Origin of the sequence: Cupriavidus gilardii (assembly GCF_013347325.1) — a bacterium.
GTDB lineage: Bacteria > Pseudomonadota > Gammaproteobacteria > Burkholderiales > Burkholderiaceae > Cupriavidus > Cupriavidus gilardii.
In genome coordinates this window covers 2,148,127-2,171,757 of the sequence record NZ_CP054626.1, presented here as the reverse complement: position 1 = coordinate 2,171,757, position 23,631 = coordinate 2,148,127, and the positions used below count along the sequence as shown (strand labels likewise).

Annotated in this window: 20 protein-coding genes and 1 tRNA gene; 9 read left to right on the top strand and 12 right to left on the bottom strand. The window is 68.3% G+C overall.

The window, feature by feature from the left end; genetic code table 11:
• The first annotated feature begins 65 nt into the window (after positions 1-65).
• From FOB47_RS19985 to FOB47_RS19970, 4 genes are all read left to right on the top strand, one after another.
• Positions 66-851 (top strand): SPOR domain-containing protein, encoded by a 786-nt coding sequence (locus FOB47_RS19985; protein ID WP_053822185.1) that lies wholly within the window; start codon positions 66-68, stop codon positions 849-851.
• Between the two features lie 28 nt (positions 852-879).
• Entirely contained in the window at positions 880-1,377 is a 498-nt protein-coding gene (locus FOB47_RS19980) for a CvpA family protein (RefSeq protein WP_174781917.1), read from the top strand.
• Between the two features lie 95 nt (positions 1,378-1,472).
• Entirely contained in the window at positions 1,473-2,999 is a 1,527-nt protein-coding gene (gene purF, locus FOB47_RS19975) for an amidophosphoribosyltransferase (RefSeq protein WP_174781916.1), read from the top strand.
• 207 nt (positions 3,000-3,206) lie between these two features.
• Complete coding sequence (locus tag FOB47_RS19970; protein ID WP_174781915.1) at positions 3,207-4,412, top strand: O-succinylhomoserine sulfhydrylase; 1,206 nt, start codon at positions 3,207-3,209, stop codon at positions 4,410-4,412.
• Positions 4,413-4,565: 153 nt separating this feature from the next.
• Here the strand turns inward: FOB47_RS19970 and FOB47_RS19965 are convergent, their stop codons facing one another.
• From FOB47_RS19965 to fdxA, 7 genes are all read right to left on the bottom strand, one after another.
• Positions 4,566-5,435, bottom strand: coding sequence for an ABC transporter permease (locus FOB47_RS19965; protein ID WP_174781914.1), 870 nt, complete (start codon positions 5,433-5,435; stop codon positions 4,566-4,568).
• 64 nt (positions 5,436-5,499) lie between these two features.
• Positions 5,500-6,411: a nodulation factor ABC transporter ATP-binding protein NodI gene (gene nodI / locus FOB47_RS19960; RefSeq protein WP_053822181.1), complete on the bottom strand. Its 912-nt coding sequence runs from the start codon at positions 6,409-6,411 to the stop codon at positions 5,500-5,502.
• 136 nt (positions 6,412-6,547) lie between these two features.
• A complete protein-coding gene (locus FOB47_RS19955; protein WP_170265984.1) occupies positions 6,548-6,949 on the bottom strand; it encodes a VanZ family protein in 402 nt (133 codons plus the stop codon).
• 241 nt (positions 6,950-7,190) lie between these two features.
• A complete protein-coding gene (rpsU, locus tag FOB47_RS19950; protein ID WP_006578041.1) occupies positions 7,191-7,403 on the bottom strand; it encodes a 30S ribosomal protein S21 in 213 nt (70 codons plus the stop codon).
• Between the two features lie 234 nt (positions 7,404-7,637).
• A tRNA-Asn gene (locus tag FOB47_RS19945) sits at positions 7,638-7,713 on the bottom strand.
• Positions 7,714-7,995: 282 nt separating this feature from the next.
• On the bottom strand, positions 7,996-9,102 hold the full coding sequence (locus FOB47_RS19940) for an NAD(P)/FAD-dependent oxidoreductase (RefSeq protein WP_006578042.1): 1,107 nt from the start codon (positions 9,100-9,102) through the stop codon (positions 7,996-7,998).
• 109 nt (positions 9,103-9,211) lie between these two features.
• Positions 9,212-9,535 carry a ferredoxin FdxA gene (gene fdxA, locus FOB47_RS19935; protein WP_053822180.1) on the bottom strand — a complete coding sequence of 108 codons (324 nt, stop codon included), beginning with the start codon at positions 9,533-9,535 and terminating at the stop codon, positions 9,212-9,214.
• A gap of 346 nt (positions 9,536-9,881) precedes the next feature.
• On the opposite strand from fdxA, the gene pncB reads away from it, so the two are divergent.
• From pncB to FOB47_RS19910, 5 genes are all read left to right on the top strand, one after another.
• Complete coding sequence (pncB, locus tag FOB47_RS19930) at positions 9,882-11,057, top strand: nicotinate phosphoribosyltransferase (protein WP_053822179.1); 1,176 nt, start codon at positions 9,882-9,884, stop codon at positions 11,055-11,057.
• A 97-nt stretch (positions 11,058-11,154) separates the two neighbouring features.
• On the top strand, positions 11,155-11,841 hold the full coding sequence (locus FOB47_RS19925) for a LutC/YkgG family protein (protein ID WP_174781913.1): 687 nt from the start codon (positions 11,155-11,157) through the stop codon (positions 11,839-11,841).
• Between the two features lie 148 nt (positions 11,842-11,989).
• A complete protein-coding gene (locus FOB47_RS19920; RefSeq protein WP_174782507.1) occupies positions 11,990-13,408 on the top strand; it encodes a sodium:proton antiporter in 1,419 nt (472 codons plus the stop codon).
• Positions 13,409-13,416: 8 nt separating this feature from the next.
• A complete protein-coding gene (locus tag FOB47_RS19915; protein WP_174781912.1) occupies positions 13,417-14,439 on the top strand; it encodes a 2-hydroxyacid dehydrogenase in 1,023 nt (340 codons plus the stop codon).
• 62 nt (positions 14,440-14,501) lie between these two features.
• The gene (locus FOB47_RS19910) at positions 14,502-15,881 is read left to right on the top strand and encodes a DNA recombination protein RmuC (RefSeq protein WP_174781911.1); all 1,380 of its coding nucleotides are present in this window, start codon (positions 14,502-14,504) and stop codon (positions 15,879-15,881) included.
• A gap of 88 nt (positions 15,882-15,969) precedes the next feature.
• Here FOB47_RS19910 and FOB47_RS19905 read toward each other — a convergent pair whose 3' ends face one another.
• The 5 genes from FOB47_RS19905 to FOB47_RS19885 all read right to left on the bottom strand — a co-directional run bounded on the left by FOB47_RS19905 (position 15,970) and on the right by FOB47_RS19885 (position 23,101).
• The gene (locus FOB47_RS19905; protein ID WP_151022601.1) at positions 15,970-16,248 is read right to left on the bottom strand and encodes a hypothetical protein; all 279 of its coding nucleotides are present in this window, start codon (positions 16,246-16,248) and stop codon (positions 15,970-15,972) included.
• Between the two features lie 188 nt (positions 16,249-16,436).
• Positions 16,437-17,768 carry a molybdopterin molybdotransferase MoeA gene (moeA, locus tag FOB47_RS19900; RefSeq protein ID WP_174781910.1) on the bottom strand — a complete coding sequence of 444 codons (1,332 nt, stop codon included), beginning with the start codon at positions 17,766-17,768 and terminating at the stop codon, positions 16,437-16,439.
• Between the two features lie 110 nt (positions 17,769-17,878).
• On the bottom strand, positions 17,879-18,478 hold the full coding sequence (mobA, locus tag FOB47_RS19895; RefSeq protein WP_053822175.1) for a molybdenum cofactor guanylyltransferase MobA: 600 nt from the start codon (positions 18,476-18,478) through the stop codon (positions 17,879-17,881).
• Between the two features lie 65 nt (positions 18,479-18,543).
• Positions 18,544-19,668 carry a GTP 3',8-cyclase MoaA gene (gene moaA, locus FOB47_RS19890; protein ID WP_053822174.1) on the bottom strand — a complete coding sequence of 375 codons (1,125 nt, stop codon included), beginning with the start codon at positions 19,666-19,668 and terminating at the stop codon, positions 18,544-18,546.
• Positions 19,669-19,888: 220 nt separating this feature from the next.
• Positions 19,889-23,101 (bottom strand): Rne/Rng family ribonuclease, encoded by a 3,213-nt coding sequence (locus FOB47_RS19885; RefSeq protein ID WP_174781909.1) that lies wholly within the window; start codon positions 23,099-23,101, stop codon positions 19,889-19,891.
• Positions 23,102-23,631 lie beyond the last annotated feature (530 nt).

Genomic DNA, 23,631 nt, shown 5'->3' with positions numbered 1-23,631 from the left:
ACGCACCGCGGTCGAGCGACAAACTCAAGGGGCGGCCGCGCCTGCTGCCCGCACCGAACCAATCTATGGGCCTGCTTTCGCTGTTTTCCTTCCGCAAGGGCAAAGACGCGTCACCGGAGCGCGCACGGCGCGCCCGCAGCGACGCCGGCACGCGCGCCGGCAGCCGCGATACGCGCCGGGGTGCCGACCGAGGTGCCGACCGAGGTGCCGACGATTACGCGGACGACATGCTGGACCCGGAATTCCCGCAGAAGCAACGCGCGCGGCGCCGCCTGATCGGCGCGCTGGTGATGACGGTGGCCGCGGTCATCGTGCTGCCGATCGTATTCGAGACCGAGCCGCGTCCTGCCGCGGACCAGATCGCGGTGCGCCTGAGCGGCGGCCAGGGCGACGCGCAGGCCAGGCCCGAGCCGCGCAAGGCCGCGCCGCTGCCGCCTCAGCAGCAATCCCGCCTCGACGCGCAGGCGCTCGATGCCGGCGAGGAACTGGTCAGCGCGCCGGCAGCCCGTGGGGTCGACAAGCCGGCGGAAAAGCCCGCCGAGCGCACCGAAGCGGTGGCCAAGGCCGATCCCAAGCCGGAATCGAAGCCCGAATCCAGGGCGGAAGCCAAATCGTCCGGCAGCGGCAAATATGTGATCCTCGTCGGCGCCTTCTCGACCGAGGACAAGGCCAGGCAGTGGATGAGCAAGTTGAAGGCGAACAAGGTGCCCGCATATATCGAACGCAAGGCGCTGGCCGACGGCGAACGCATCCTGCTGCGCGCCGGCCCCTTTTCCGACCGCGATGCCGCCGACGCCGCCGAGAAGCGGGTCCGCGCGACCGGCCTGACGGCCCGCGTGGTCGAGCTCTGAGCGGCGGCGGACAGCGGTGCTGGCGGGAATGCAGCTGACGTTCTTCGACTACGCGGTCGTGTTCGTGCTGATCGCCTCGGGGCTGGTCGGCGCGCTGCGCGGCCTGATGCGCGAACTGCTGTCGCTGGTGGGCTGGATCGCGGCCTTCTTCGTGGCCTACAACTATGTCGGCGTCGCGGCGCAATGGATGCCCGAGTCGCTGCCCGGCGGAGCGCTCGCGCGCAGCGCCGCGGGATTCGCGGTATTGTTCTTCGGCACCGTGATCGGTGCGACGCTGGTCGGCGCGGTGATCGGCCAGCTGCTGGAGACCACCGGCCTGAAGCCGGCCGATCGGGGGCTGGGACTGGTGTTCGGAGTGGCGCGCGGCGCGCTGGTGGTGATGCTGCTGGTCACGTTGGCCGGCTTCACCAGATTGCCCGACGAACCTTTCTGGCGCGACGCGGTGTCGCGCCCCTATGTGATCGCCGCGATGGAGTCGCTGCGGCCCTGGTTGCCGCCGGAAATCGCCAAATACGTCAGAACTTGAGGCCGGGCACCCGCCCGGCATGAAATTTTCGCGCCTGGTCTGCCGTCGGCAGCGCGCAGGGCGCGCCGAATCAAAGCCTTTCCTGGGAGCTTGGCATGTGCGGTATCGTCGGTGTGGTGTCTGCCACGCCCGTCAATCAGTTGATTTACGACAGCCTGCTGCTGTTGCAGCACCGCGGTCAGGACGCCGCGGGCATCGCGACCGCCAACGGCAGCACCTTCCACATGCACAAGGCCAACGGCCTGGTGCGCGACGTGTTCCGCACGCGCAATATGCGCGGCCTGCCGGGCGCGGCGGGCATCGGCCAGGTGCGCTACCCGACCGCGGGCTCGGCCTCCAGCGAGGAAGAGGCCCAGCCGTTCTACGTCAATGCGCCGTACGGCATCATCCTGGCGCATAACGGCAACCTGACCAACTGGCAGCAGCTGCGCGAGGAGATGTTCCGGCGCGATCGCCGCCACATCAATACGCATTCGGATACCGAGGTGCTGCTGAACGTGCTGGCCGACGAGCTGCAGCGCGCCAGCAACGGCACCTCGCTCGATCCCGAGATCATCTTCGCCGCGGTGGCCGGCATGCACCGCCGCGTGCGCGGTTCGTACGCGATCGCCGCGCAGATCGCCGGCTACGGCATGCTGGCGGTGCGCGATCCGTTCGGCATCCGCCCGCTGTGCCTGGGCAGCATCGAGACGGCGACCGGCAAGGAATGGATGGTCGCGTCGGAATCCGTGGCGCTCGAAGGCATCGGCTACAAGCTCGAGCGCGACGTGGCGCCGGGCGAGGCGATCTTCATCGATCTGGACGGCAAGCTGTACACCAGGCAGTGCGCCGACAATCCGCTGCTGAACTCCTGCATCTTCGAATACGTCTACCTGGCTCGGCCGGATTCGTGCATCGACGGCGTGCCGGTCTACGATGCGCGGCTGCGCATGGGCGACTACCTGGCCGAAAAGATCCGCAGCGAGGTCAGCGCCGGCGATATCGACGTGGTGATGCCGATTCCCGATTCGAGCCGGCCGGCGGCGATGCAGGTCGCCAACAAGCTCGGCCTGAACTATCGCGAGGGTTTCTTCAAGAACCGCTATGTCGGCCGCACCTTCATCATGCCCGGCCAGGCGGTGCGCAAGAAGTCGGTGCGCCAGAAGCTCAACGCGATGGGCGTCGAGTTCAAGGGCAAGAACGTGCTGATCGTCGACGACTCGATCGTGCGCGGCACCACCTCGTTCGAGATCGTGCAGATGGCGCGCGATGCCGGCGCCAACAAGGTGATCTTCGCGTCCGCGGCGCCGCCGGTGAAATTCCCGAACGTCTACGGCATCGACATGCCGACCCGCAGCGAACTGGTCGCGCATGGCCGCAGCCATGACGAGATCTGCCGCATCATCGGCGCCGACCAGCTGGTCTACCAGGATGTCGAGGCAATGAAGCAGGCGGTGCGCGACATCAACCCGGCGCTGAAGGACTTCGAGGCCTCGTGCTTCGACGGCAAGTACATCACCGGCGATATCGACGAGGCCTATCTGGACCGCCTCGAGACCGCGCGCAGCCAGGCCGACCGAGAAGGCGGCGGCGATACCGAGCGCTCGCAGCTGCATCTGCAGCGCTCGGGCGGCAACGAGTAAGACTGCCGCCGCCGCAACGTTGCCGGCGGTTTGCTCCCCTCTTCCATTGATGGAGAGGGGCGTGAGAGAGGGCAGGGCGTTCGCCATGGCACGGACGTTGGCATTGCGGGCGTCGTTTGCCCTCTCCTCAACCCCTCTCCCGCAAGCGGGAGAGGGGAACACCATCGAACTACCATCTTCTGCGCGCCGCCTGGCGCTTCTCCGACCATGAACGAACCGCTCTACCTCGACTCCCTCGGCATTGATACGCTCGGCGTGCGCGCCGGCACGCTGCGCAGCGAGTTCATGGAGCATTCGGAGGCGATGTACCTGACGTCGAGCTTCTGCTTCGGCAGCGCCGCCGAGGCCGCCGAGCGCTTTGCCAACTCGGAACAGGGCTATACCTACTCGCGCTTCACCAATCCGACCGTCAGCATGTTCCAGCAGCGGCTGGCCGCGCTCGAAGGCGCGGAGGCCTGCATGGCGACCGCCTCGGGCATGAGCGCGATCCTGTCGGTGGTGCTGTCGTCGATGCAGGCGGGCGACCATCTGGTCAGCTCGCGCGCGATCTTCGGCTCGACGATGACGCTGTTCTCGAACATCTTCTCGAAGTTCGGCGTCGAGACCACCTTTGTCGACGGCACCGACCTGGCCGGCTGGCGCGCCGCGGTCAGGCCCAATACCAGGCTGTTCTTCCTGGAGACGCCGTCGAATCCGCTGACCGAGGTCGCCGACATCGCGGCGGTGGCCGAGATCGCGCACGATGCCGGCGCGCTGCTGGTGGTCGACAACTGCTTCTGCTCGCCGGCGCTGCAGCAGCCGCTGCGCTTCGGCGCCGACATCGTCGTGCATTCGGCGACCAAGCATATCGACGGCCAGGGCCGCGTGCTGGGTGGCGCGGTGCTGGGCAAGCACGACTTCATCATGGGCAAGGTGTTCCCCTTCGTGCGGACCGCCGGCCCGACGCTGTCGGCCTTCAACGCCTGGGTGATGCTCAAGGGCATGGAGACGCTGGCGATCCGCATGGAGCGCCATTCGGCCAGCGCGATGGCACTGGCCCAGTTCCTCGAATCGCATCCGGCGGTGGCGCGCGTCTATCATCCCGCGCTGAAGTCGCACCCGCAGCACGAGATCGCGATGCGCCAGCAAAGCGGCGGCGGTGCGATCGTGTCGTTCGAACTGAAGGGCGCGACGCCGGAACAGCAGCGCGCCAATGCCTGGCGCGTGATCGACAGCACGCGGCTGTGCTCGATCACCGGCAACCTGGGCGACACGCGCACCACGATCACCCATCCGTACACCACCACGCACGCGCGCGTCAGCCCCGAGGCCAAGGCCGCGGCCGGCATCGGCGAGGGCCTGATCCGCATGGCGGTGGGGCTCGAGTCGGTCGAGGACCTGAAGGCGGACCTGCTGCGCGGGCTGCGCGACTGATCCCGGCTCGCTGCGCCAGCAAGAACAAAAGCCGGCCTGGGGCCGGCTTCTTGCTTTCAGCCAGTCCGTCGTCTTCGCGCAGGCGGGGACCCAGCGGCTATCCACGACGCTGGGTTCCCGCCTGCGCGGGAACGACGCCGAAGGTGTCCCGCCTCAGCGCAGCATCCGCCGGCGCAGCAGCATCAGCGCCACCACCAGCGCGACCGCCGCATACGCGGCCAGCACCGCCAGATGCAACCCGACCTGCTCGACCGGGCGGTCCAGCATCAGCGGCCGGATCAGCGCCACCGCGTGCGCGAGGGGCAGCGCCTGCGTGGCGGACTGCACGCCGGGCGGCAGCTGTTCCAGCGGGAAGAACACGCCCGACAGCAGCAGCATCGGCGTCATCACCAGCGTCTGGTAGAACATGAAGAAGTCGTAGCTGGGCGCCAGCGCGGTGACGATCATCGCGAGGCTGGCGAAGGCGATGCCCGCCAGCGCGATCACCGGCAGCGCCAGCAGCGCGTTGGGCATCTGCGCGTAGCCGAGCGCGCTGGCCACCAGCATGATCGCCACGCCGGACAGCACCGCCTTGCTGGCGGCCCACAGCACCTCGCCGAGCACCACGTCGCCGAGCGTCAGCGGCGCGTGCATGATGGCCTCCCAGGTGCGCTGCACATGCATGCGGGAGAAGGCCGAATACATCGACTCGAAGCTGGCCGACATCATCACGCTGGAGGCGGTGGTGCCGGCGGCGAGGAAGGCGATGTAAGAGACGCCGTCGACGCGCCCGACCAGCAGTCCCAGCCCCAGCCCGAGGCCGAACAGATAGATCATCGGATCGGCCAGGTTGCCGATCATCGACGGGATCGCCAGCTTGCGCCAGACGCGGTAGTTGCGGTACCAGACCATGGTCCAGTTGCGCAGGTTCAGCGGCCACAGCGGCTGCGGATAGCGCCGCGCGGCGACGGTCGCGCCGCCGGGGGAGGCCGCCGCGGTGGCCAGCTTGCCGTCGTCGCCGGGGGCCGGATCTCGTTCGCTCATGGTTTCCTCGATGGTTCGGTGCGTGGCGGGGGCGGCGTGGCGGGACGGCCGCGGTCGACGGGATTCAATCGCGCATCTCGCGGCCGGTCAGCTTCAGGAACACATCCTCCAGATTGGCCGGACGATGCAGATAGCGGATGCCGCCATTGCCGTGCAGCGCGGCCAGCAGCGGCTCGGGCTCGCGCACGTAGCAGAACAGCGTCTCGCCGCTCTTCTCGGTGCGCTCGGCCAGCGGCGCGAGCCGCTCGCGCAGCGCGTCCAGCTCCTCGCCATAGACCTCGACCACGTCGCAGCCGATCTGCCGGTCGATCAGCTCGTGCGGCTTGCCTTCGGCGATCTTGCGGCCGCCATCGATCACGCACAGATAGTTGCACAGCCGCTCGGCCTCCTCCATGAAATGCGTGGTCAGCAGGATGGTCTTGCCGGCGGCCAGCAGCGACTTGAGCCGGTCCCAGATCAGATGGCGCGCCTGCGGGTCGAGCCCGGTGGTCGGCTCGTCCATCACCAGCAGGTCCGGGTCGTTGATCAGCGCACGCGCCACGGTCAGGCGCCGGCGCATGCCGCCGGACAGGTCGCGCACATGCGCGTCGGCGCGGTTTTCCAGGCGGGCGAATTCGAGCAGCATCGGTACGCGCCGTTCGATCTCGGCGGCCGACAGGCCGAAATAGCGGCCGAAGATGCGCAGGTTTTCGACCACGGTGAAGTCGGGGTCGAGATTGTCGAACTGCGGCACCACGCCGACGCGCATCCGGGCCTGCGGCGCGCGCGCGGGAACCGGTTCGCCGCACAGCGTCAGCTCGCCCGAGGCCGGCGTGGTCAGCCCCAGCAGCAGGCGCAGCGTGGTGGTCTTGCCGGCGCCGTTGGGGCCCAGCAGGCCGAAGCATTGGCCGCGCTGCACCTGCAGGCTCAGATCGTCGACGACGACGGTATCGCCGTATTGCTTGCGCACGTGGCGCAACTCGAGAATGGCAGTCAACGCAGCGTTCCGGTGAAGCGCGCCTGGCGCAATCCCGCCATTATGCCGATCCGCCTGCGATCGGTCCTTGGCGCGCCGCAGCACAAGCGGCGCGGTGCTGCGCCTGTCTGTCCCGTCGCGGTACCGGTCGCGGCTGCTAGGCCGTGCGTCCGGCCCGCAGGCGGCGCATCAGCGAACGCACCAGCCCGTGCAGCAGCCAGCCCAGCGCCAGGCCGAGCCCGTCGGCCAGCACGTCGATCGCGTCGGCGGAGCGATAGGGCGTCATCGACTGCAGCCACTCGATCAGTCCGCCATAGACCAGCAAGCCGATCGGCACGAGCCAGGGCCGCGACGGATAGGCGCGCCATCCGAGCACGCCGAGCGTGGCGAAGGCCAGCAGATGATTGCTCTTGTCCCAGCCGGTGGTCGGCATCGGCGTGGTCGGCGGCATCAGCGCCAGCGTCAGCACGGCGCACAGGCACAGCCAGAACGCGAGACGCCATGGCGACCGACCGATCGTCAGGCTGGATGACGGACGGAAAGGCGTGCGGGAAGACATGCGGAAACGGTTCCTGAGGCGAGACAACAGGAACGTAATGTAGCAGCCGGGGCAGGGGCCCGATATCGGCTTGGGGGATGGGTGGCGCAGCGGGTGTCGTCGGCCAGAAGGCTGGACGAGAGGGGCGCTCCCCGGAGGAGTGCGGCGCTCTCCCGGCGATGGGAGAACGATGGGACAACGACAGGGGGTCACGCGGCGGGCGATGCGCCGCGCCCGCGGGACTCCCGGCAGTCGACGATGCTCAGTACATCTTCTTCGGCAGCATCTGCATGCGCAGACGCTTGCGCAGGCGCGACTCGGCGGCCTTCTTCTTGCGCTTGCGCTCGGTCGTCGGCTTCTCGTAGGCCGTGCGGCTCTTCAGTTCGACGATCAGGCCATTTTGCAGAATGGCCCGGCGGAATCGCCGCATGGCGACATCAACCGGTTCGCCCGGCTTCAAAACGATCTTGGTCAAAGCGTGTCCTTCGGGGTGCCGCTGCTGCGGCGGGGTGGAACGGTGAGCCTCGGCAGCCTCGAGCCTGTGCTCGCTGCCGATACCCGCGGAGCTGGGTGTTGGCAAAACCCCGCAAGCGTGGCGGGGCAGTGGACCGGAAGGGTGGGCGTGCGAGTCGCGACGACGTCGGTCACGCAAGATGCCAGCGCACCAGTGAAAAGGCCCGCCATCTCGGATGGCGGGCCTTTTATTCTTTGGCTCCCCGACCTGGGCTCGAACCAGGGACCTGCGGATTAACAGTCCGTCGCTCTACCGACTGAGCTATCGGGGAACAGCTGAGAAAAGGATTATAGCCAGTTTCTCGTTACTTCGTCAACAACGTTTCGACATTTTGTTGTCGTTGCGTCATACGCCAAACGCTGCGCCGAAGTGTCCGGCTTGCCTGCCCATTCGTTGGGTCGGAAGCCCTGGGGCCATCCGGTGCCGCGAATGTGCGTTGGCGAGGGGCGCATTATAGACGGCGAGTGCCGCGAATGCCAAGAAGAATTTGCGGGGCGCAACAAAAAACCGCCCGAAGGCGGTTTTCTGATTCGTCATCGGATCGCGAAATCGCTCAGTCGAACACCGGCGATTCGACACCGAGGATCTTGTGCAGCTTCGGCGAGGTCGTCGTGTACTGCATGTGGATCTTCTTCTCGGGGAAGATGTACGGCGCGGCGCCGAAGGCGGCCAGCGCGGCCTCGTGGAAGCCCGACAGGATCAGCTTCTTCTTGCCCGGGTAGGTGTTGATGTCGCCGACCGCGAAGATGCCCGGAATGTTGGTCTCGAACTTCTCCGTATCGACCTTGATCTGCTTGCGCTCCAGATCCAGGCCCCATTCGGCGATCGGGCCGAGCTTCGGCGACAGGCCGAAGAACACCAGCAGATCGTCCAGCGGCATGCGGCGCGTCACGCCGTCGCCGCCGGTGACCTTGATCTCGGTCAGCACGCCGTCCTTTTCCTCGTAGCCGGTGACCTGGCCGACCATGAACTGCATTTCCATCTGCTCGCACAGTTCCTTCATCTTCGCCACCGAGGCGGGGGCGGCGCGGAAGCCGTCGCGGCGGTGGATCAGCACCACCGACTCGGCCTTGCCGACCAGATCCAGCGTCCAGTCCAGCGCCGAGTCGCCGCCGCCGACGACCACCAGGTTGCGGCCGTGGAAGCGGCTCGGATCCTTGACGCGGTAGAACAACTGCTTGCCGTCGAACTTGTCCAGGCCCTCGACCTTCAGCGTGCGCGGCTGGAACGAGCCGACGCCGGCCGCGATGAAGATCGTCTTGGTCAGGAAGCGGGTGCCGAGCGAGGTCTCGACGAAGAAGCGGCCGTCCTCCTGGCGCTCGACCACCGAGACTTCCTGGCCGAGGTGGAAGGTCGGCTCGAATGGCTCGATCTGCTTGAGCAGATTGTCGGTCAGCTCCTGGCCGGTGCAGATCGGCACCGCCGGAATGTCATAGATCGGCTTGTCCGGATACAGCTCGACGCACTGGCCGCCGACGACCTTCAGCGAGTCGATCACGTGCGCCTTGATCTCGAGCAGGCCGAGTTCGAAGACCTGGAACAGGCCGACCGGACCGGCGCCGACGATCAGCGCGTCGATTTCGAGGGGCTGGCCACCGCCAGCGTTGCCGCCGACCTGGTTGGTGGTGTCCGCGACGGGGTTGGGGATGCTCAAGTCCATATGCGTCCTGATACGTTTGGGGGCACGGTCTGTGCCCGGCATTGCGGGAAAGCGCGTGGGGACGGCTTTCTCTTTGTCGCTATCGGGTGGGTGCGGCTGGCGCGTCGGCTCAGCGCTCCAGGTATTGCAGCTTGCCGGTGGCGTCCTTCCATTCCTCGGCCTCGGGCAGCGGGGCCTTGGTCTTGGTGATCGAAGGCCAGCTGCGGGCCAGTTCGGCATTCAGTTCGATGAAGTGCTGCTGGTCGCCCGGCACGTCTTCCTCGGCATAGATCGCGTTGACCGGGCACTCGGCGACGCACACCGCGCAGTCGATGCACTCGTCCGGATCGATCGCGAGGAAGTTCGGGCCCTCGCGAAAACAATCGACCGGACACACGTCAACGCAGTCGGTGTAGCGGCAACGGATGCAGGATTCGGTGACAACGTGAGTCATTTCGGTTCCAGGAAAACGGATCGGCTTCGATGGGAGACTGTTTTTGGCCGCTTGTGTCGGTACTGGACGCCCATACAACGCACGCACGCGCGGGACGAGCGTCGACCGCGGCCTTTCAAAGATCGGTATTGTAGCCGACCCGTTCGTCCCGCACAGCGGCCCTATATAGCCGAATCAGATAGTTTTCTTATTTCTTTATGCGAGCCTGTTCGGCATTGGCGCACGGTCATCCGGTGCTGGTTTGCCGGTGCGCTCGGCAACCGCCGCGCATTGGCCCCATGCACGACGAGGTCGCCCGATGGGGTAGCATGTGGGCCTGATTCGGCACACTTGTGCGGGTTACGCGATGATCATCCAATCTCTGCTCGATACCGACCTCTACAAATTCACGATGATGCAGGTGGTGCTGCATCATTTCCCGGCGGCCCAGGTCGAGTACCGCTTCAAATGCCGCAATGCCGGCGTGGATTTGACGCCGTATGCGGATGAGATCCGCGCGCAGATCGAGCTGCTGTGCCAGTTGCGCTTCACCGAGGACGAGCTCGAATATCTGCGGGGCTTTCGCTTCATCAAGAGCGATTTCGTCGATTTCCTCGGGCTGTTCCAGCTCAACGCCAAATACGTATCGGTCAGCCCGTCGGCCACGCATCCCGGCGAGATCGACATCACGATCCGCGGCCCGTGGCTGCACACCATCCTGTTCGAGGTGCCGCTGCTGGCGATCGTCAACGAGGTGTACTTCCGCCATACCCAGCCGCAACCCGACTGGGAGGAGGGCCGGCGCCGCCTGGTCGACAAGCTGGCGCTGCTGCGCATGCCCGGCCGCGACGACTGCGTGATCGCGGACTACGGCACGCGCCGCCGCTTCTCGCGCGACTGGCAGGGGGAGGTGCTGGCCTCGATGCAGCAGCTGCTGGGACCGCAGCTGGCCGGCACCAGCAACGTGCATTTCGCCCGCCAGCACAATCTGACGCCGCTCGGCACGATGGCGCACGAATATCTGCAGGCCTGCCAGTCGCTGGGGCCGCGGCTGCGCGATTCGCAGGTGTTCGCGCTCGAGACCTGGGCGCGCGAATATCGCGGCGACCTCGGCATCGCGCTGTCGGACACCTACGGCTTCGATGCCTTCCTGAACGACTTCGATCTGTACTTCTGCAAGCTGTTCGACGGCGTGCGGCACGACTCCGGCGATCCGGTGGCCTGGGGCGAACGGATGCTGGCGCACTACACCAGGAACCGCGTCGATCCGCGCAGCAAGACGCTGATCTTCAGCGACAACCTCAATATCCCGCGCGTGATCGAGCTGTACGAACGCTTCGGCGGACGCTGCCGGCTGGCGTTCGGCGTCGGCACCAACCTGACCAACGACCTGGGCTACACGCCGCTGCAGATCGTCATCAAGATGGTCCGCTGCAATGGGCAGCCGGTCGCCAAGCTGTCGGACACGCCGGAGAAGACGATGTGCGACGACCCGGCCTACCTCGGCTATCTGCGCCAGGTGTTCGGCGTGGAGACCGCCTGAGCCAGGCGGATCCTGGCGCCGTTTTCCGTCGAAGGGCGCGGGCAGGGGGACTTATAATGCTCGCTGCTGCCGCCTCCCGACTCCGATCGTCCGAACCATGAATACCGATTCCGCTCGCGACCGCATCTTCGCCCGTATCCGTGCCGCCCAGGGGCGGCCGGCGCAGCCGACCCGGGGCGAGCGCAAGGCGGTGGCCGACTATCTGGCGCGCCATCCGCAGGGGCCGCGTCCCGGCGTGGCCGGCGATCTGGTCGAAGCCTTCAGCGTGCAGGCGCGCAAGATGGCGTCCACCGTCGAGCGCGTCGCCACGCTGGCCGACGTGCCGGCGGCGGTGGCGCACTACCTGAGCGGCCTGGCCTTGCCGCCGCGCGCGGTCGCCTGGCCGGCGCTCGGTGCGCTCGACTGGCAGGCGCAGGGCATCGCGGTCGAAGCGCGGCCGCCGCTGCGCGATCCGCAGGCCGACCGCGAGCATGGCGATCTGGTCGGCATCACCGGCTGCTTCTGCGCGATCGCCGAGACCGGTTCGCTGATGCTGCTGTCGGGACCGGAGACCTTCGCCTCCGGTGCGCTGCTGCCCGAGACCCATATCGCGGTGGTGCCGGCCGGCCGCATCGTCGCCGATCTCGAGGAAGCCTTCGCGCTGGTACGCGCCGAGCGCGGCGAGCTGCCGCGCGCGACCAACATCATCAGCGGCCCATCCCGTACCGGCGATATCGAACAGACCATCGTGCTTGGCGCGCACGGCCCGTATCGCGTGCACGTGGTGCTGGTCGAGCAGGCCTGAGGACGTCCGTCGCCTGGCACGCGCGGGCTGCGTGACGCGCGCGCCCGCACCCGCATCCATGCGCGGCCGCTTCCGCAAGGGGCGGCCGGCATCGCCCAATTCGAATATCAGGAGACCGAACACGATGCAGTCTGTCCTTGCGCGCACCATGCCGTGGCGAACCATCGCGCCGGCAGCCATGCTTTGGCTGGCGCCGTCGCTGGCCGGCGCCGCGGAGCTCGACGGCGCCACCCTGGGGCCGCTGTGGGCCTTGCCGTTCGCCGGCATCCTGCTGTCGATCGCGCTGTTCCCGCTGCTGGTGCCGCGCTTCTGGCATCACCACTTCGGCAAGGTCGCGGCCGCCTGGGGCCTGCTGTTCCTGGTGCCGTTCGCGCTGGCCTTCGGCACGCATGCGGCGGCGGCCAACGTCGTGCATGCGCTGCTGGCCGAGTACATTCCGTTCATCGTGCTGATCGGCGCGCTGTATATCGTGGCCGGGGGCATCTGCGTGCAAGGCAATCTGCATGGCACGCCGAAACTCAATACCGGCATCCTCGCGCTCGGCACGTGCCTTGCCAGCGTGATGGGCACCACCGGCGCGGCGATGCTGCTGATCCGGCCGCTGCTGCGCGCCAACGACAACCGGCGCCATGTCGCGCACGTGGTGGTCTTCTTCATCTTCCTGGTCGCCAATGCCGGCGGCTCGCTGACGCCGCTGGGCGATCCGCCGCTGTTCCTCGGCTTCCTGAAGGGCGTCGAGTTCTTCTGGACCACGCGCCACATCTTCCCCGAGACGCTGTTCCTGTGCGCCGCGCTGCTGGCGATCTTCTATTTCGTCGATCGTTACTACTTTCTCAATCGCGAAGAAGAGCTGCCGCCGCGGCTCGATCCGACGCCGGATTCGCCGGGCATCCGCATCGAGGGCAAGGCCAATTTCGCGCTGCTGCTGGCGGTGATGGCGCTGGTGCTGATGAGCGGCCTGTGGAAGCCGGGCATCGAATTCGACGTACTGGGCACGATGGTGCCGCTGCAGGCGCTGGTGCGCGACGTCGCGCTGGTGGTGGTGGCGCTGGTGTCGCTGGCCATCACGCCGCACAGCGCGCGCGCCGGCAACGAGTTCAACTGGGATCCGATTCTCGAAGTCGGCAAGCTGTTCGCCGGCATCTTCCTGACGATCATCCCGGTGATCGCGATGCTGAAGGCGGGCACCGACGGGGCCTTCGCCGGCGTGATCCACGCGGTCAGCGACAGCAACGGCCAGCCGATCGACGGCATGTACTTCTGGGCCACCGGCGTGCTGTCGTCGTTCCTCGACAACGCGCCGACCTACCTGGTGTTCTTCAATACCGCCGGCGGCGACGCGGCCACGCTGATGACGCGCGACGCCACCACGCTGGCGGCGATCTCGGCCGGCGCGGTGTTCATGGGCGCCAACACCTATATCGGCAATGCGCCGAACCTGATGGTCAAGGCGATCGCCGAGAATCGCGGCGTGCGCATGCCCAGCTTCTTCGGTTATATGCTGTGGTCCTGCGGCATCCTGGTGCCGCTGTTCGGGGTGATGACCCTGCTGTTCTTCCGCGTCTGAGGTACACGATGGCTTCGCAATCGCAATCGCAATCCGCTTCGCGCCCCGCCGTGCTGGTCACGCGGGCGATCTTCCCCGATGTGATCGAACGCCTCGCGCAGTATTTCGACGTCGATCACAACCAGCCCGACGTGCCGCTCGACGCCGCCGCGCTGAAGGCGCGCCTGGCCGGCAAGGCGGGCGTGCTGTCCAATGCCGCCGACCGCATCGACGCGGATTTGATCGGCGCGCTGCCGCAACTGCGCGCGGTCTGCAACATGGCGGTCGGCTACAACAATCTGGACCTGCCGGCGCTGACGGCGGCGGGCATCGTCGCCACCAACACGCCGGACGTGCTGACCGAGACCACCGCCGACTTCGGCTGGGCGCTGCTGATGGCGACCGCGCGGCGCGTCACCGAGTCCGAGCACTTCCTGCGCGCGGGCAAATGGGAGCGCTGGTCCTACGACATGTTCCTCGGCATGGACCTGCACGGCAGCACGCTGGGCATCCTCGGCATGGGCCGCATCGGACAGGCGCTGGCGCGCCGCGCCGCCGGCTTCGGCATGACGGTGCTGTATCACAACCGCAGCCAGCTGCCGGCCGAGATCGAGCAGGGGCTGGGCGCGCGCTATGTCGGCAAGGCCGAACTGCTGCGCGAGTCCGACCATCTGGTGCTGGTGCTGCCCTATAGCGAGCAGAGCCACCATGCGATCGGCGCGGCCGAGCTGGCGCAGATGAAGCCCACCGCGACGCTGATCAACCTGGCACGCGGCGGCATCGTCGACGACGCGGCGCTGGCCGCGGCGCTGCGCGAGAAGCGCATCTTCGCCGCGGGTCTGGACGTGTTCGAAGGCGAGCCGAAGGTCCATCCCGCGCTGCTCGAGGTGCCCAACGTCGTGCTGACCCCGCATATCGCCAGCGCCTCGGAGAAGACGCGGCGCGCGATGGCGAATCTGGCGGCCGACAATCTGATCGCGGCGCTGGGCGCCGGCCCCGACGCCGGCAGGCCGCCCTGCGCGCTGAACCCGGAAGTGCTGGCGCGCCGCTAGCGCACCGTCGCCGTCGCGGTCGCCCTGGCCGCGGCGGCGCCCTGTTTCACGACCCCGTCCCGATGTCCTCCTCCTCGCTGATCCTGCTCGCCCTGGCGGCAATCCTGCTGCTGACCCTGCTGACGCTCGTCCTGCTGCTGACGCGCGGGCGTGACGGGGGCACCGCCGAACTGCTGCAACGGCTGGCCGACTGGCGCGAACGGGGCGAACGCGACAGCGAACGGCTCGAACGCAGCCTGCGCGGCGAGGTTGCCGAGGCCGCGCGACTCGGGCGCGACGAGACCAGCGAGCAGATGATGCGCTTCCAGCAGACGCTGTCGGCGCAGATGACGCATATCGCCACGCTGCAGAACAACCAGATCGACATGTTCGCGCAGCAGCTGGCCAAGCTGACCGAATCGAACGAGCGGCGCCTGGGCGAGGTGCGCACCACGCTGGAGCAGAAGCTCAAGGACATCGAGGCCAACAACGCCGCCAGGCTCGACGAGATGCGGCGCACCGTCGACGAGAAGCTGCACGCGACGCTGGAGCAGCGGCTGGGCGAATCGTTCCGCATGGTGTCGGACCGGCTCGAGCAGGTGCACCGGGGCCTGGGCGAGATGCAGATGCTGGCGCAGGGCGTCGGCGACCTGAAGCGCGTGCTGACCAATGTGAAGACGCGCGGCACCTGGGGCGAGGTCCAACTGGAGATGCTGCTGCAGCAGATCCTGACGCCCGAGCAATACGCGCGCAACGTCGAGACCGTGCCGAATTCCGGCGCGCGGGTCGAGTTCGCGATCCGGCTGCCCGGCAAGGAAGTCGGCGTCGGCAGCGCCGCCGGGAATGGCAACGGCACGGTCTGGCTGCCGATCGACGCCAAGTTTCCGAAGGAGCAGTACGAGCGGCTGACCGACGCGCAGGAACATGGCGATGTCGACGGCGTGGCCGCCGCCGGGCGCGAACTCGAAGTCGCGATCAAGCGCGAGGCGCAGACCATCGCCGAGAAGTACCTGTCGCCGCCGGCCACCACCGACTTCGCGATCCTGTTCCTGCCGACCGAGGGACTCTATGCCGAGGTGCTGCGCCGGCCGGGACTGACCGACCTGCTGCAGCGCAATCACCGCGTGACGGTGGCCGGCCCGACCACGCTGACCGCGGTGCTCAACAGCCTGCAGATGGGCTTTCGCACGCTGGCGCTGGAAAAGCGCTCCAGCGAGGTGTGGGAGGTGCTCGGCGCGGTCAAGACCGAGTTCGGCAAGTTCGGCGACGTGCTGGCGCGCACCCGGGACACGCTCGAGCGCGCCGCCCGCAATATCGAGCAGGCCGAGGTGCGCAGCCGCCAGATGGCGCGCAAGCTGCGCAAGGTCGAGGCGTTGCCGTCGGAGGCGGCGGAGCAGCTGCTGGGCCTGCCGGAGGAGGACGACGGCGAGGCCGCGCCGAAAGATTCCGGCACGCCGGCCTGAGCCAGCGGCAGCGTCGTGGCAAGAAAGCAAAAAAGCGCATCCATCGGGATGCGCTTTTTTTGTCGGGCGAGGGACGAACTGCCGGGGCTTATTGCCCGTCGTTCGGCAGATTGCGGATCGTCACCTCGATGCCGCCGAAGCGGGCCGCCACCCAGTTGTAGGCCTTGCAGGCCAGCCACAGCAGGCCGAAGCCGACCAGCGCGTTCAGGATCAGCGCGGTGAACACCGTGATGCCGGGCAGATCGCCATAGCGGACAAAGGCCACGAACAACCCCATCGACACGATCGGCACCGAGAAGCACAGATAGACCAGGACGAGCGCGCGTGCGGTCTTGACGGGGTGGAGGTAAGCGATCTCCTGATTCATGACAGCGTGGCAGTGGGGCAGAGTTGGGTTGCGGCAAGTGTAGCGAATGGGTGGCGTGGCGCATAGCCTCGCCCCGCCGGGGCCGCCAAAAGCGCCGGCCGGCACGGCTTCGGTAAGCAAAAAAACGACAGTGGCGAGAGACGGTGCCGCCGGCCTGTCCTTGCGGGCGAGGGCGTGACAGCGCGCCCTTACAACAGCCCCTCGAACAGCATCACCTCGACCGGATCGCCGGCCGCGACGCCGCCTTGCTCGTGTCCCAGCACGATGAAGCAGTTGGCCTCGCTCATCGAGCGCAGCACGCCCGAGCCCTGCTGGCCGGTGATGCGCACCTCCCACTGGCCGTCGGCGCCGCGCGCCAGGATGCCGCGCTGGTATTCGGTGCGGCCCGGCTTCTTGCGGATCGCCTGGGCGCTGCGCACGCGCATCAGCGGCGGCGGCGCGATGTCGGCGCCCATCATCCGGTGCAGCGCCGCGCGGACGAAATGGTAGAAGGTCACCATCACCGCAACCGGATTGCCCGGCAGGCCGAACAGCAGCGCCTGATGGCCGTTCGAGGCGATGCGGCCGAAGGCCATCGGCCGGCCGGGGCGCATCGCGATCTTCCAGAAGGTCACGTCGCCGAGTTCGGCCATGATCTGCCTGGTGTAGTCGGCCTCGCCGACCGACACGCCACCCGAGGTGATCACCGCATCCGCGTTCTCGCAGGCGCTGCGCAGCGCGGCCTCGAGCGCGGCGGGATCGTCGCGCACCACGCCCATGTCGATCAGCTCGACATGCAGCCGCCGCAGCATGCCGTGCAGCGTGTAGCGGTTCGAGTCGTAGACGCAGCCCGCGTCGAGCGGCTCGCCGATCGAGCGCAGCTCGTCGCCGGTCGAGAAGAAGGCCACGCGCAGCCGCCGCCGGACCTTGACCTCGGCGATGCCCAGCGAGGCCAGCAGGCCGAGGTCGGCGGGCTGCAGCACGCGGCCCTGCCTGAGCGCGGGTTTGCCGCGCGCCAGGTCTTCGCCGCGCAGGCGGCGGTTGTCGCCGGCCCGCACCGCGTCGGCGGCAAAGCGTACGGTCTCGCCTGCTGCCTCGCCTGCTGTCTCGCCCGCTGCCTCGCCCGCCCCCTGCGCTACGCGCTGCGTGAATTCCTGCGGGATTACCGTATCGCAGCCAGCCGGCATCACCGCGCCGGTCATGATCCGTACCGCCTCGCCGGCGGCCGGGACCAGGCCGTGCGCCTCGCCGGCCAGCGCCGTGCCGATGACGCGCAGCGTCACCTCGCCGCCGGCCGCCGTCTGCAGCGCGGCGCTGGCGAAGGCATAGCCGTCCATCGCCGAATTGTCGTGCGCCGGCACGTCGAGCGGCGATACGACGTCCTCGGCCAGCACCCGGTCCAGCGCCGCGCGGATCGCGACCTGCTCGATGCCGCTGACCGGTTCGACCACGTCGGCGATGATCCGGTTGGCCTGCGCCACCGGCAGCGCGCTGGGATCGTAGTCGGACAGGCAGGAGATCACGGATTGCAGGGACGGCATGGCAGGGTTCGGGTAGGGATCAGATTCGGGGTTGGGTTCGGTTTGGGCGCAGCGGGTGCCGGTCGCAAAGCGGAGCCGCTGGCCGGCCGGGGCCGCGCTCTTTGCTCCGCTCAGCGCGCCTCGAAGGTGCGCAGTTCGTCCAGCGTGTTGATATTGGCGAACGGCGCCGCATCGTCGAACGGCACTTCGGCCAGCCGGTGCTGCGAGGCCCAGGCCTCGATCTTGCGGCCGCCGCCGTTCAGGAAGGCGACCAGGCTGTCCAGCGCGGTATGCGGCATCAGCAGGAACACCGGCTGGGTCTGGCGGCGGCCCTGCTCGTCGACGGTGACCGGCATCGCCATCTCGGCCCCTTCGCGCTCGATCGCCTGCGCCAGCCGCGCCACCAGATCGGTCGGCAGGAACGGCGAATCGCACGGCGCGGTGACCATCCAGCGCGTCTGGCACTGTTCCAGGCCGGCCAGCATGCCGGCCAGCGGGCCGGCGAAGTCGGGCACCGAGTCGGTGACCACCGGCACGCCGAACGATTCGTAGGCGGCCAGATTGCGGTTGGCGTTGATCAGCAGCGCGCCGGTCTGCGGCGAGAGCCGCATCATCGTGTGCATCGCCATCGGCGCGCCACGCAGCGACTGCAGGCCCTTGTCGGTGCCGCCCATGCGGCTGCCGCGTCCGCCGGCCAGGATCAGGCCGGTAATGTCTTCGCGTTCGATCATCGCGGTGCAGAGAAAAAGGGGGGAAGCGTTGAAGCGTTGATGGGATCGGAGCCGAGGCGGCGCGCCTAGCCGCCGATATAGGACATCTCGATCTTGCGCGCCGCGCGGGCCGCGCGCACCTGCTCGTCGCCGCGCTGCTCCGAATAGTTGTCGGTGCGCTCGCGCCAGACGCCGGCGATCGCGTTGGCGATCTCGAGGTCGCTGTGCCCGTCGCGCAGCAGCGTGCGCAGATCGTAACCCTCGGTGGCAAACAGGCACAGATAGAGCCGGCCCTCGGTCGACAGCCGGATGCGGCTGCAATCGCCGCAGAAGGCGTGCGTGACGCTGGAGATCACGCCGATCTCGCCGGCGCCGTCGCGGTAGCGCCAGCGCTGCGCGGTCTCGCCGCTGTAGTTGGCCGCGATCGGCTCGAGCGGAAACTCCGCGTCGATGCGTGCGACCACTTCGTCCGACGGCAGCACCTCGTCCATGCGCCAGTGGTTGCTGGCGCCCACGTCCATGAACTCGATATAGCGGACGATGATGCCGCTGCCGCGGAAATGGCGCGCCATCGGCACGATCTCGGCGTCGTTGGTGCCGCGCTTGACCACCATGTTGACCTTCAGCGGCGCCAGCCCGACCGCCTGTGCCGTCTCGATGCCCTTGAGCACGTCCGCCACGGCGAAGTCGACATCGTTCATGCGGCGGAAGGTGGCGTCGTCGATCGCATCGAGGCTGACCGAGACCCGCGTCAGGCCGGCGTCGCGCAGCGCGCGCGCCTTGCGGGCCAGCAGCGAGGCATTGGTGGTCAGCGTCAGGTCCAGCGGCTTGCCGGCCGGCGTCTCGATGCGCGCCAGCATTTCGACCAGCTTCTCGATGTTCTTGCGCAGCAGCGGCTCGCCGCCGGTCAGCCGGATCTTCTCGACGCCATGGGCGACGAACAGGCGCGCGACGCGCTCGATCTCCTCGAAGCTCAGCAGCTCGGAATGCGGCAGGAAGGTGTAGTCCTTGTCGAACACCTCCTTCGGCATGCAGTAGACACAGCGGAAATTGCAGCGGTCGGTCACCGAGATGCGCAGGTCGTGCAGCGGGCGTCCGCGGCGGTCGGCCAGCAGCCCGCCCGGCGTTTCCAGCCGCGCGGGAATCGCGGGCTTCATCGAGTGATAGCGATGCTCGCGCAGATCGAAGATGGGAATGACGGATTCGGTCATGTCGTGATAGGTCGCCGCCAGGCCGGCGCCGTTCTGCCGCCATTCTAGCCGAGCTTGCGCCAAGGGATCGCCGGGACGGGCGGCGCACGCGTGCAGGCAAAAAAAAGGGGACGGCGGTGCCGTCCCCTTTGGCTCACATCGTTTCCGCGCAGGCGGGAATGCAGCGTGCTGGAACGTCCCGGGTCCCCGCGCGCGGGGACGACGAGACGATCGCCACGCGTTACTGCTGCGCGGCCGACTGCTGCGCGTCCATCGTGACCTCGCGGCCGCCGGTCTCGACCAGCACCATCGGGCCCTGCGGCAGCGGCGGCAGCGGCTTGCGCTCGCGCGGCACATGCGGCGCCGGCACGATGCGCGCGGCGGCTTCCTGCGCGGCACGGTACTTGGCGCTGTCGGTGTGCACCCACTGCAGGCCGGCTGCGTTCAGCATCGGCTCGAGCGCATCGGCCGACAGCGGCGCCACAGCGGCGGCAGGGGCAGCCTGTGGCTGCTGTGCTGCCGGGGCGTTGACCGCCTCGGGGGCGGGTTTGGCGACCGCTTCCGCGGGGGCTTGCTGCACGGCTTCGGCGGCCGGTGCCGGCGCGGCTTCCCGGGCGAGCTCGGTCGGCACGTCGGCCGTTGCTTCGGCGGTGGCTTCGGCCGCAGCGTCGGCCGTCACCGCGGTGGCCGCTTGCGCGGGCACTGCGTCGGCGGCTGCCGTGGCAGGCGCTTGGGGTGCGGGGGCGGTCGGGGCGACGGCTTCGGCCGGCGACACCTGGGTCGCGGCCGAGCTGCCCGGCGCCAGTTCGGCGGCGATCACCGGAGCGGGGGCCGGCTCGGCCGGCACGGCCTGGGTCGGCATCCCGGCAGTCGGTGCGACGCCCGCGGTTTCCGCTTCCGCGGCCGCGACCGCGGCGACCGGCACCGGCGTTACGCCGGCAGCCTCGCCGGCTTCGGCCAGCGCCTGGCCGGTGGCCGGCATGGCGGCCATCGTGCCGCTGGTCTGGCCCTGGGCGCCTTCGGCGTCCGCAGCCTCGGCGGCTTCGGTGGCTTCCGTGGCGGCGCCTTCCTCGCGCTCGCGGCGATAGCGGTTGCGGCCGCGGCGATTGCGGCGGCGACGCTCTTCGCCTTCGCCGTTCTCGGCGGTGTCTGCGGTTTCCGGCAGTTCGGCGCGGACCGCGCCAGCCTCGTCGGTCAGTGCAGCGACCGGCACCGGCTGGGTCGGCACGCCCGCTTCCACGTCGGTCAGCTCGGCATCGGCGGCGCGCGCCTCGCTGCGCTCACGCTGCCGTTCGCGCTGGCGCTCGCGGCGTTCCTGGTTGCGTTCGCGGCGGTTCTCGCTGCGCTCGGTCCGTTCACCGCGTTCGCCTTGCACGGCGTCCGGCTGGCGGGCTTCGGCCTGCGCCGGCTGCGCCTCGCCTTGGCGCGGCTGACGGGGCTGACGCTCGGCGCGATCGCCACGCTCGCCGCGTTCCACCCGCTCACCGCGTTCGGCGCGCTCGCCGCGTTCGGCACGCTGGCCACGGCCGGCCTGGCGCTCGCCGCGCTCGGTGCGATCGCCACGCTCGCCGCGTTCACTGCGTTGGCCACGTTCGCCACGCTGGCCGCGCTCGCGCCGGCTGCCTTCGCCATTGCCGCCGGTACGGGCTTCCGTCGCGGCGGGCTTGGCCGGCTGCACCGGAGCCGGTGCAGGACGGGCGCCGAACAGGCCCTTGAGCCAGGCGATGAAGCCGCCGCTGCCGATCGGCTGCGTCGCCGCGGCCGGAGCGGCCGGCTTGGCCGCCGGGGCTTCCTGGCGCGGAGCGCGCTCGGGGCGGGGCACCGAAACCGGCGCCGGCTGCTCGGGGGTGATGCCCTTGACAGCGGCTTCCTGGCGCGGCTTGGCGTCTTCCTTCTTGCGGCTGCTGTAGCTGGTGTCCGCCTCCAGTTCCTTGGCGGCGGCCTCGGCCATCCGGTAGCTGGCGGTGCTTTCTTCCAGGCGCGGATCGTCGTGGCGCAGGCGCTCGAGCTTGTAGTGCGGCGTTTCCAGATGCTTGTTCGGGATCAGCAGCACGTTGACCTTGAAGCGCAGCTCGATCAGGTTGATGTCCTGGCGCTTCTCGTTGAGCAGGAAGGCGGCGACCTCGACCGGCACCTGGCAGTGGATCGCGGCGGTGTTTTCCTTCATCGCCTCTTCCTGGATGATGCGCAGCACCTGCAGGGCGGACGATTCGGTATCGCGGATATGGCCGGTGCCGTTGCAGCGCGGGCAGGTGATATGCGAGCCCTCGGACAGCGACGGACGCAGGCGCTGACGCGACAGCTCCATCAGGCCGAAGCGGCTGATCTTGCCCATCTGCACGCGCGCGCGGTCATGGCGCAGCGCGTCCTTCAGCCGCGTCTCGACGTCCTTCTGCGCCTTGTTCGACTCCATGTCGATGAAGTCGATGACGATCAGGCCGCCCAGGTCGCGCAGGCGCAGCTGGCGGGCGATCTCGTCGGCCGCCTCCAGGTTGGTGCGCAGCGCCGTTTCCTCGATGTCGGCGCCCTTGGTGGCGCGCGCCGAGTTGACATCGACCGAGACCAGCGCCTCGGTGTGGTCGATCACGATGGCGCCGCCGGAGGGCAGCATCACCATGCGGGAATACGCCGATTCGATCTGGTGTTCGATCTGGAAACGCGAGAAGAGGGGCACGTCGTCCCGATATTTCTTCACGCGGTTCATGTTGTCGGGCATCACCACGCTCATGAAGGCGCGGGCCTGCTCGTAGATGTCGTCGGTGTCGATCAGGATCTCGCCGATGTCCGGCTGGAAGTAATCGCGGATCGCGCGGATCACCAGGCTCGATTCGAGATAGATCAGCAGCGGCGCCTTGTTGTCGAGCGCGGCGCCGTCGATGGCCTTCCACAGTTGCAGCAGGTAGTTCAGGTCCCACTGCAGTTCCTCGGCCGAGCGGCCGATGCCCGCAGTGCGGGCGATGATGCTCATGCCGTCGGGCACGGTCAGCTGCGCCATCGTCTCGCGCAGCTCCTGGCGGTCTTCGCCTTCGATGCGGCGCGACACGCCGCCACCACGCGGGTTGTTCGGCATCAGCACCAGGTAGCGGCCGGCCAGCGAGATGAAGGTGGTCAGCGCCGCGCCCTTGTTGCCGCGCTCTTCCTTCTCGACCTGGACGATCAGTTCCTGGCCCTCGTGCAGCGCGTCCTGGATGCGCGCGTTGCGCACGTCGACGCCTTCCTTGAAGTAGGCGCGGGCCACTTCCTTGAACGGCAGGAAGCCGTGACGCTCTTCGCCGTAGTTGACGAAGCACGCTTCGAGCGACGGCTCGATGCGGGTGATCACGCCCTTGTAGATATTGCCCTTGCGCTGCTCGCGCCCGGCGGTCTCGATATCGATGTCGATCAGCTTCTGACCGTCGACGATGGCGACGCGCAATTCCTCCTGCTGCGTCGCATTGAACAGCATGCGTTTCATCGCAAACCCTCGTTCCAATGCCGCGGCCGGCACCAGGGGTGCCGCGCGGCGTTTCGAAAGCACGCGAGGAAGCGAGAGGTGGCGTGAGAATTGCCGAAGGCGCCGGGGCGAATGCAAGCCGCCGGCTGGGCGCGGGTGAAAGAGAGAGACGTCGGCGCGCTGCGCGGGTTCGGACCGCCATGCCGGCCATGCGCGAGCTGCGCGCAGGGTCAGGCGGCGATATCGGACGGAGGCCGGGGTACGGGGGAGGGCAGCGACGACAGGATGCCGCTTGCGCTTCGGCTCGCACCGGGGCCGGCCACGAACGGCCAGGACGCGTCAAAGAGCAAGGTTGTCGGACGCGGCGGCATGCCACCACGACCTGAGCGACCGACAAGGCAGGCGCACCTGCTGCTTGTTGGAGTTCTGCGACCGGGCGCCGCGATTGTCACCATGTCGTCGATCAGGCGAGGGGCCAGGCAACCGGCCGGCACCGATTTCCGGTGCGGCGGGACTTTCTCTCACCGAAGCGAATGCCGTATCGGCATCCG

Excerpts from the sequence above, each read along its gene's own strand:
- FOB47_RS19920 (WP_174782507.1), top strand. The coding sequence starts at position 11,990 with ATGCCGTGGCGAACCATCGCGCCGGCAGCCATGCTTTGGCTGGCGCCG.
- FOB47_RS19885 (WP_174781909.1), bottom strand. The coding sequence starts at position 23,101 with ATGAAACGCATGCTGTTCAATGCGACGCAGCAGGAGGAATTGCGCGTC.
- pncB (WP_053822179.1), top strand. The coding sequence starts at position 9,882 with ATGATCATCCAATCTCTGCTCGATACCGACCTCTACAAATTCACGATG.
- mobA (WP_053822175.1), bottom strand. The coding sequence starts at position 18,478 with ATGATCGAACGCGAAGACATTACCGGCCTGATCCTGGCCGGCGGACGC.
- FOB47_RS19915 (WP_174781912.1), top strand. The coding sequence starts at position 13,417 with ATGGCTTCGCAATCGCAATCGCAATCCGCTTCGCGCCCCGCCGTGCTG.
- FOB47_RS19910 (WP_174781911.1), top strand. The coding sequence starts at position 14,502 with ATGTCCTCCTCCTCGCTGATCCTGCTCGCCCTGGCGGCAATCCTGCTG.
- fdxA (WP_053822180.1), bottom strand. The coding sequence starts at position 9,535 with ATGACTCACGTTGTCACCGAATCCTGCATCCGTTGCCGCTACACCGAC.
- FOB47_RS19980 (WP_174781917.1), top strand. The coding sequence starts at position 880 with ATGCAGCTGACGTTCTTCGACTACGCGGTCGTGTTCGTGCTGATCGCC.
- moeA (WP_174781910.1), bottom strand. The coding sequence starts at position 17,768 with ATGCCGTCCCTGCAATCCGTGATCTCCTGCCTGTCCGACTACGATCCC.
- FOB47_RS19925 (WP_174781913.1), top strand. The coding sequence starts at position 11,155 with ATGAATACCGATTCCGCTCGCGACCGCATCTTCGCCCGTATCCGTGCC.
- purF (WP_174781916.1), top strand. The coding sequence starts at position 1,473 with ATGTGCGGTATCGTCGGTGTGGTGTCTGCCACGCCCGTCAATCAGTTG.
- FOB47_RS19985 (WP_053822185.1), top strand. The coding sequence starts at position 66 with ATGGGCCTGCTTTCGCTGTTTTCCTTCCGCAAGGGCAAAGACGCGTCA.
- moaA (WP_053822174.1), bottom strand. The coding sequence starts at position 19,668 with ATGACCGAATCCGTCATTCCCATCTTCGATCTGCGCGAGCATCGCTAT.
- FOB47_RS19965 (WP_174781914.1), bottom strand. The coding sequence starts at position 5,435 with ATGAGCGAACGAGATCCGGCCCCCGGCGACGACGGCAAGCTGGCCACC.
- FOB47_RS19955 (WP_170265984.1), bottom strand. The coding sequence starts at position 6,949 with ATGTCTTCCCGCACGCCTTTCCGTCCGTCATCCAGCCTGACGATCGGT.
- FOB47_RS19970 (WP_174781915.1), top strand. The coding sequence starts at position 3,207 with ATGAACGAACCGCTCTACCTCGACTCCCTCGGCATTGATACGCTCGGC.
- FOB47_RS19940 (WP_006578042.1), bottom strand. The coding sequence starts at position 9,102 with ATGGACTTGAGCATCCCCAACCCCGTCGCGGACACCACCAACCAGGTC.
- FOB47_RS19905 (WP_151022601.1), bottom strand. The coding sequence starts at position 16,248 with ATGAATCAGGAGATCGCTTACCTCCACCCCGTCAAGACCGCACGCGCG.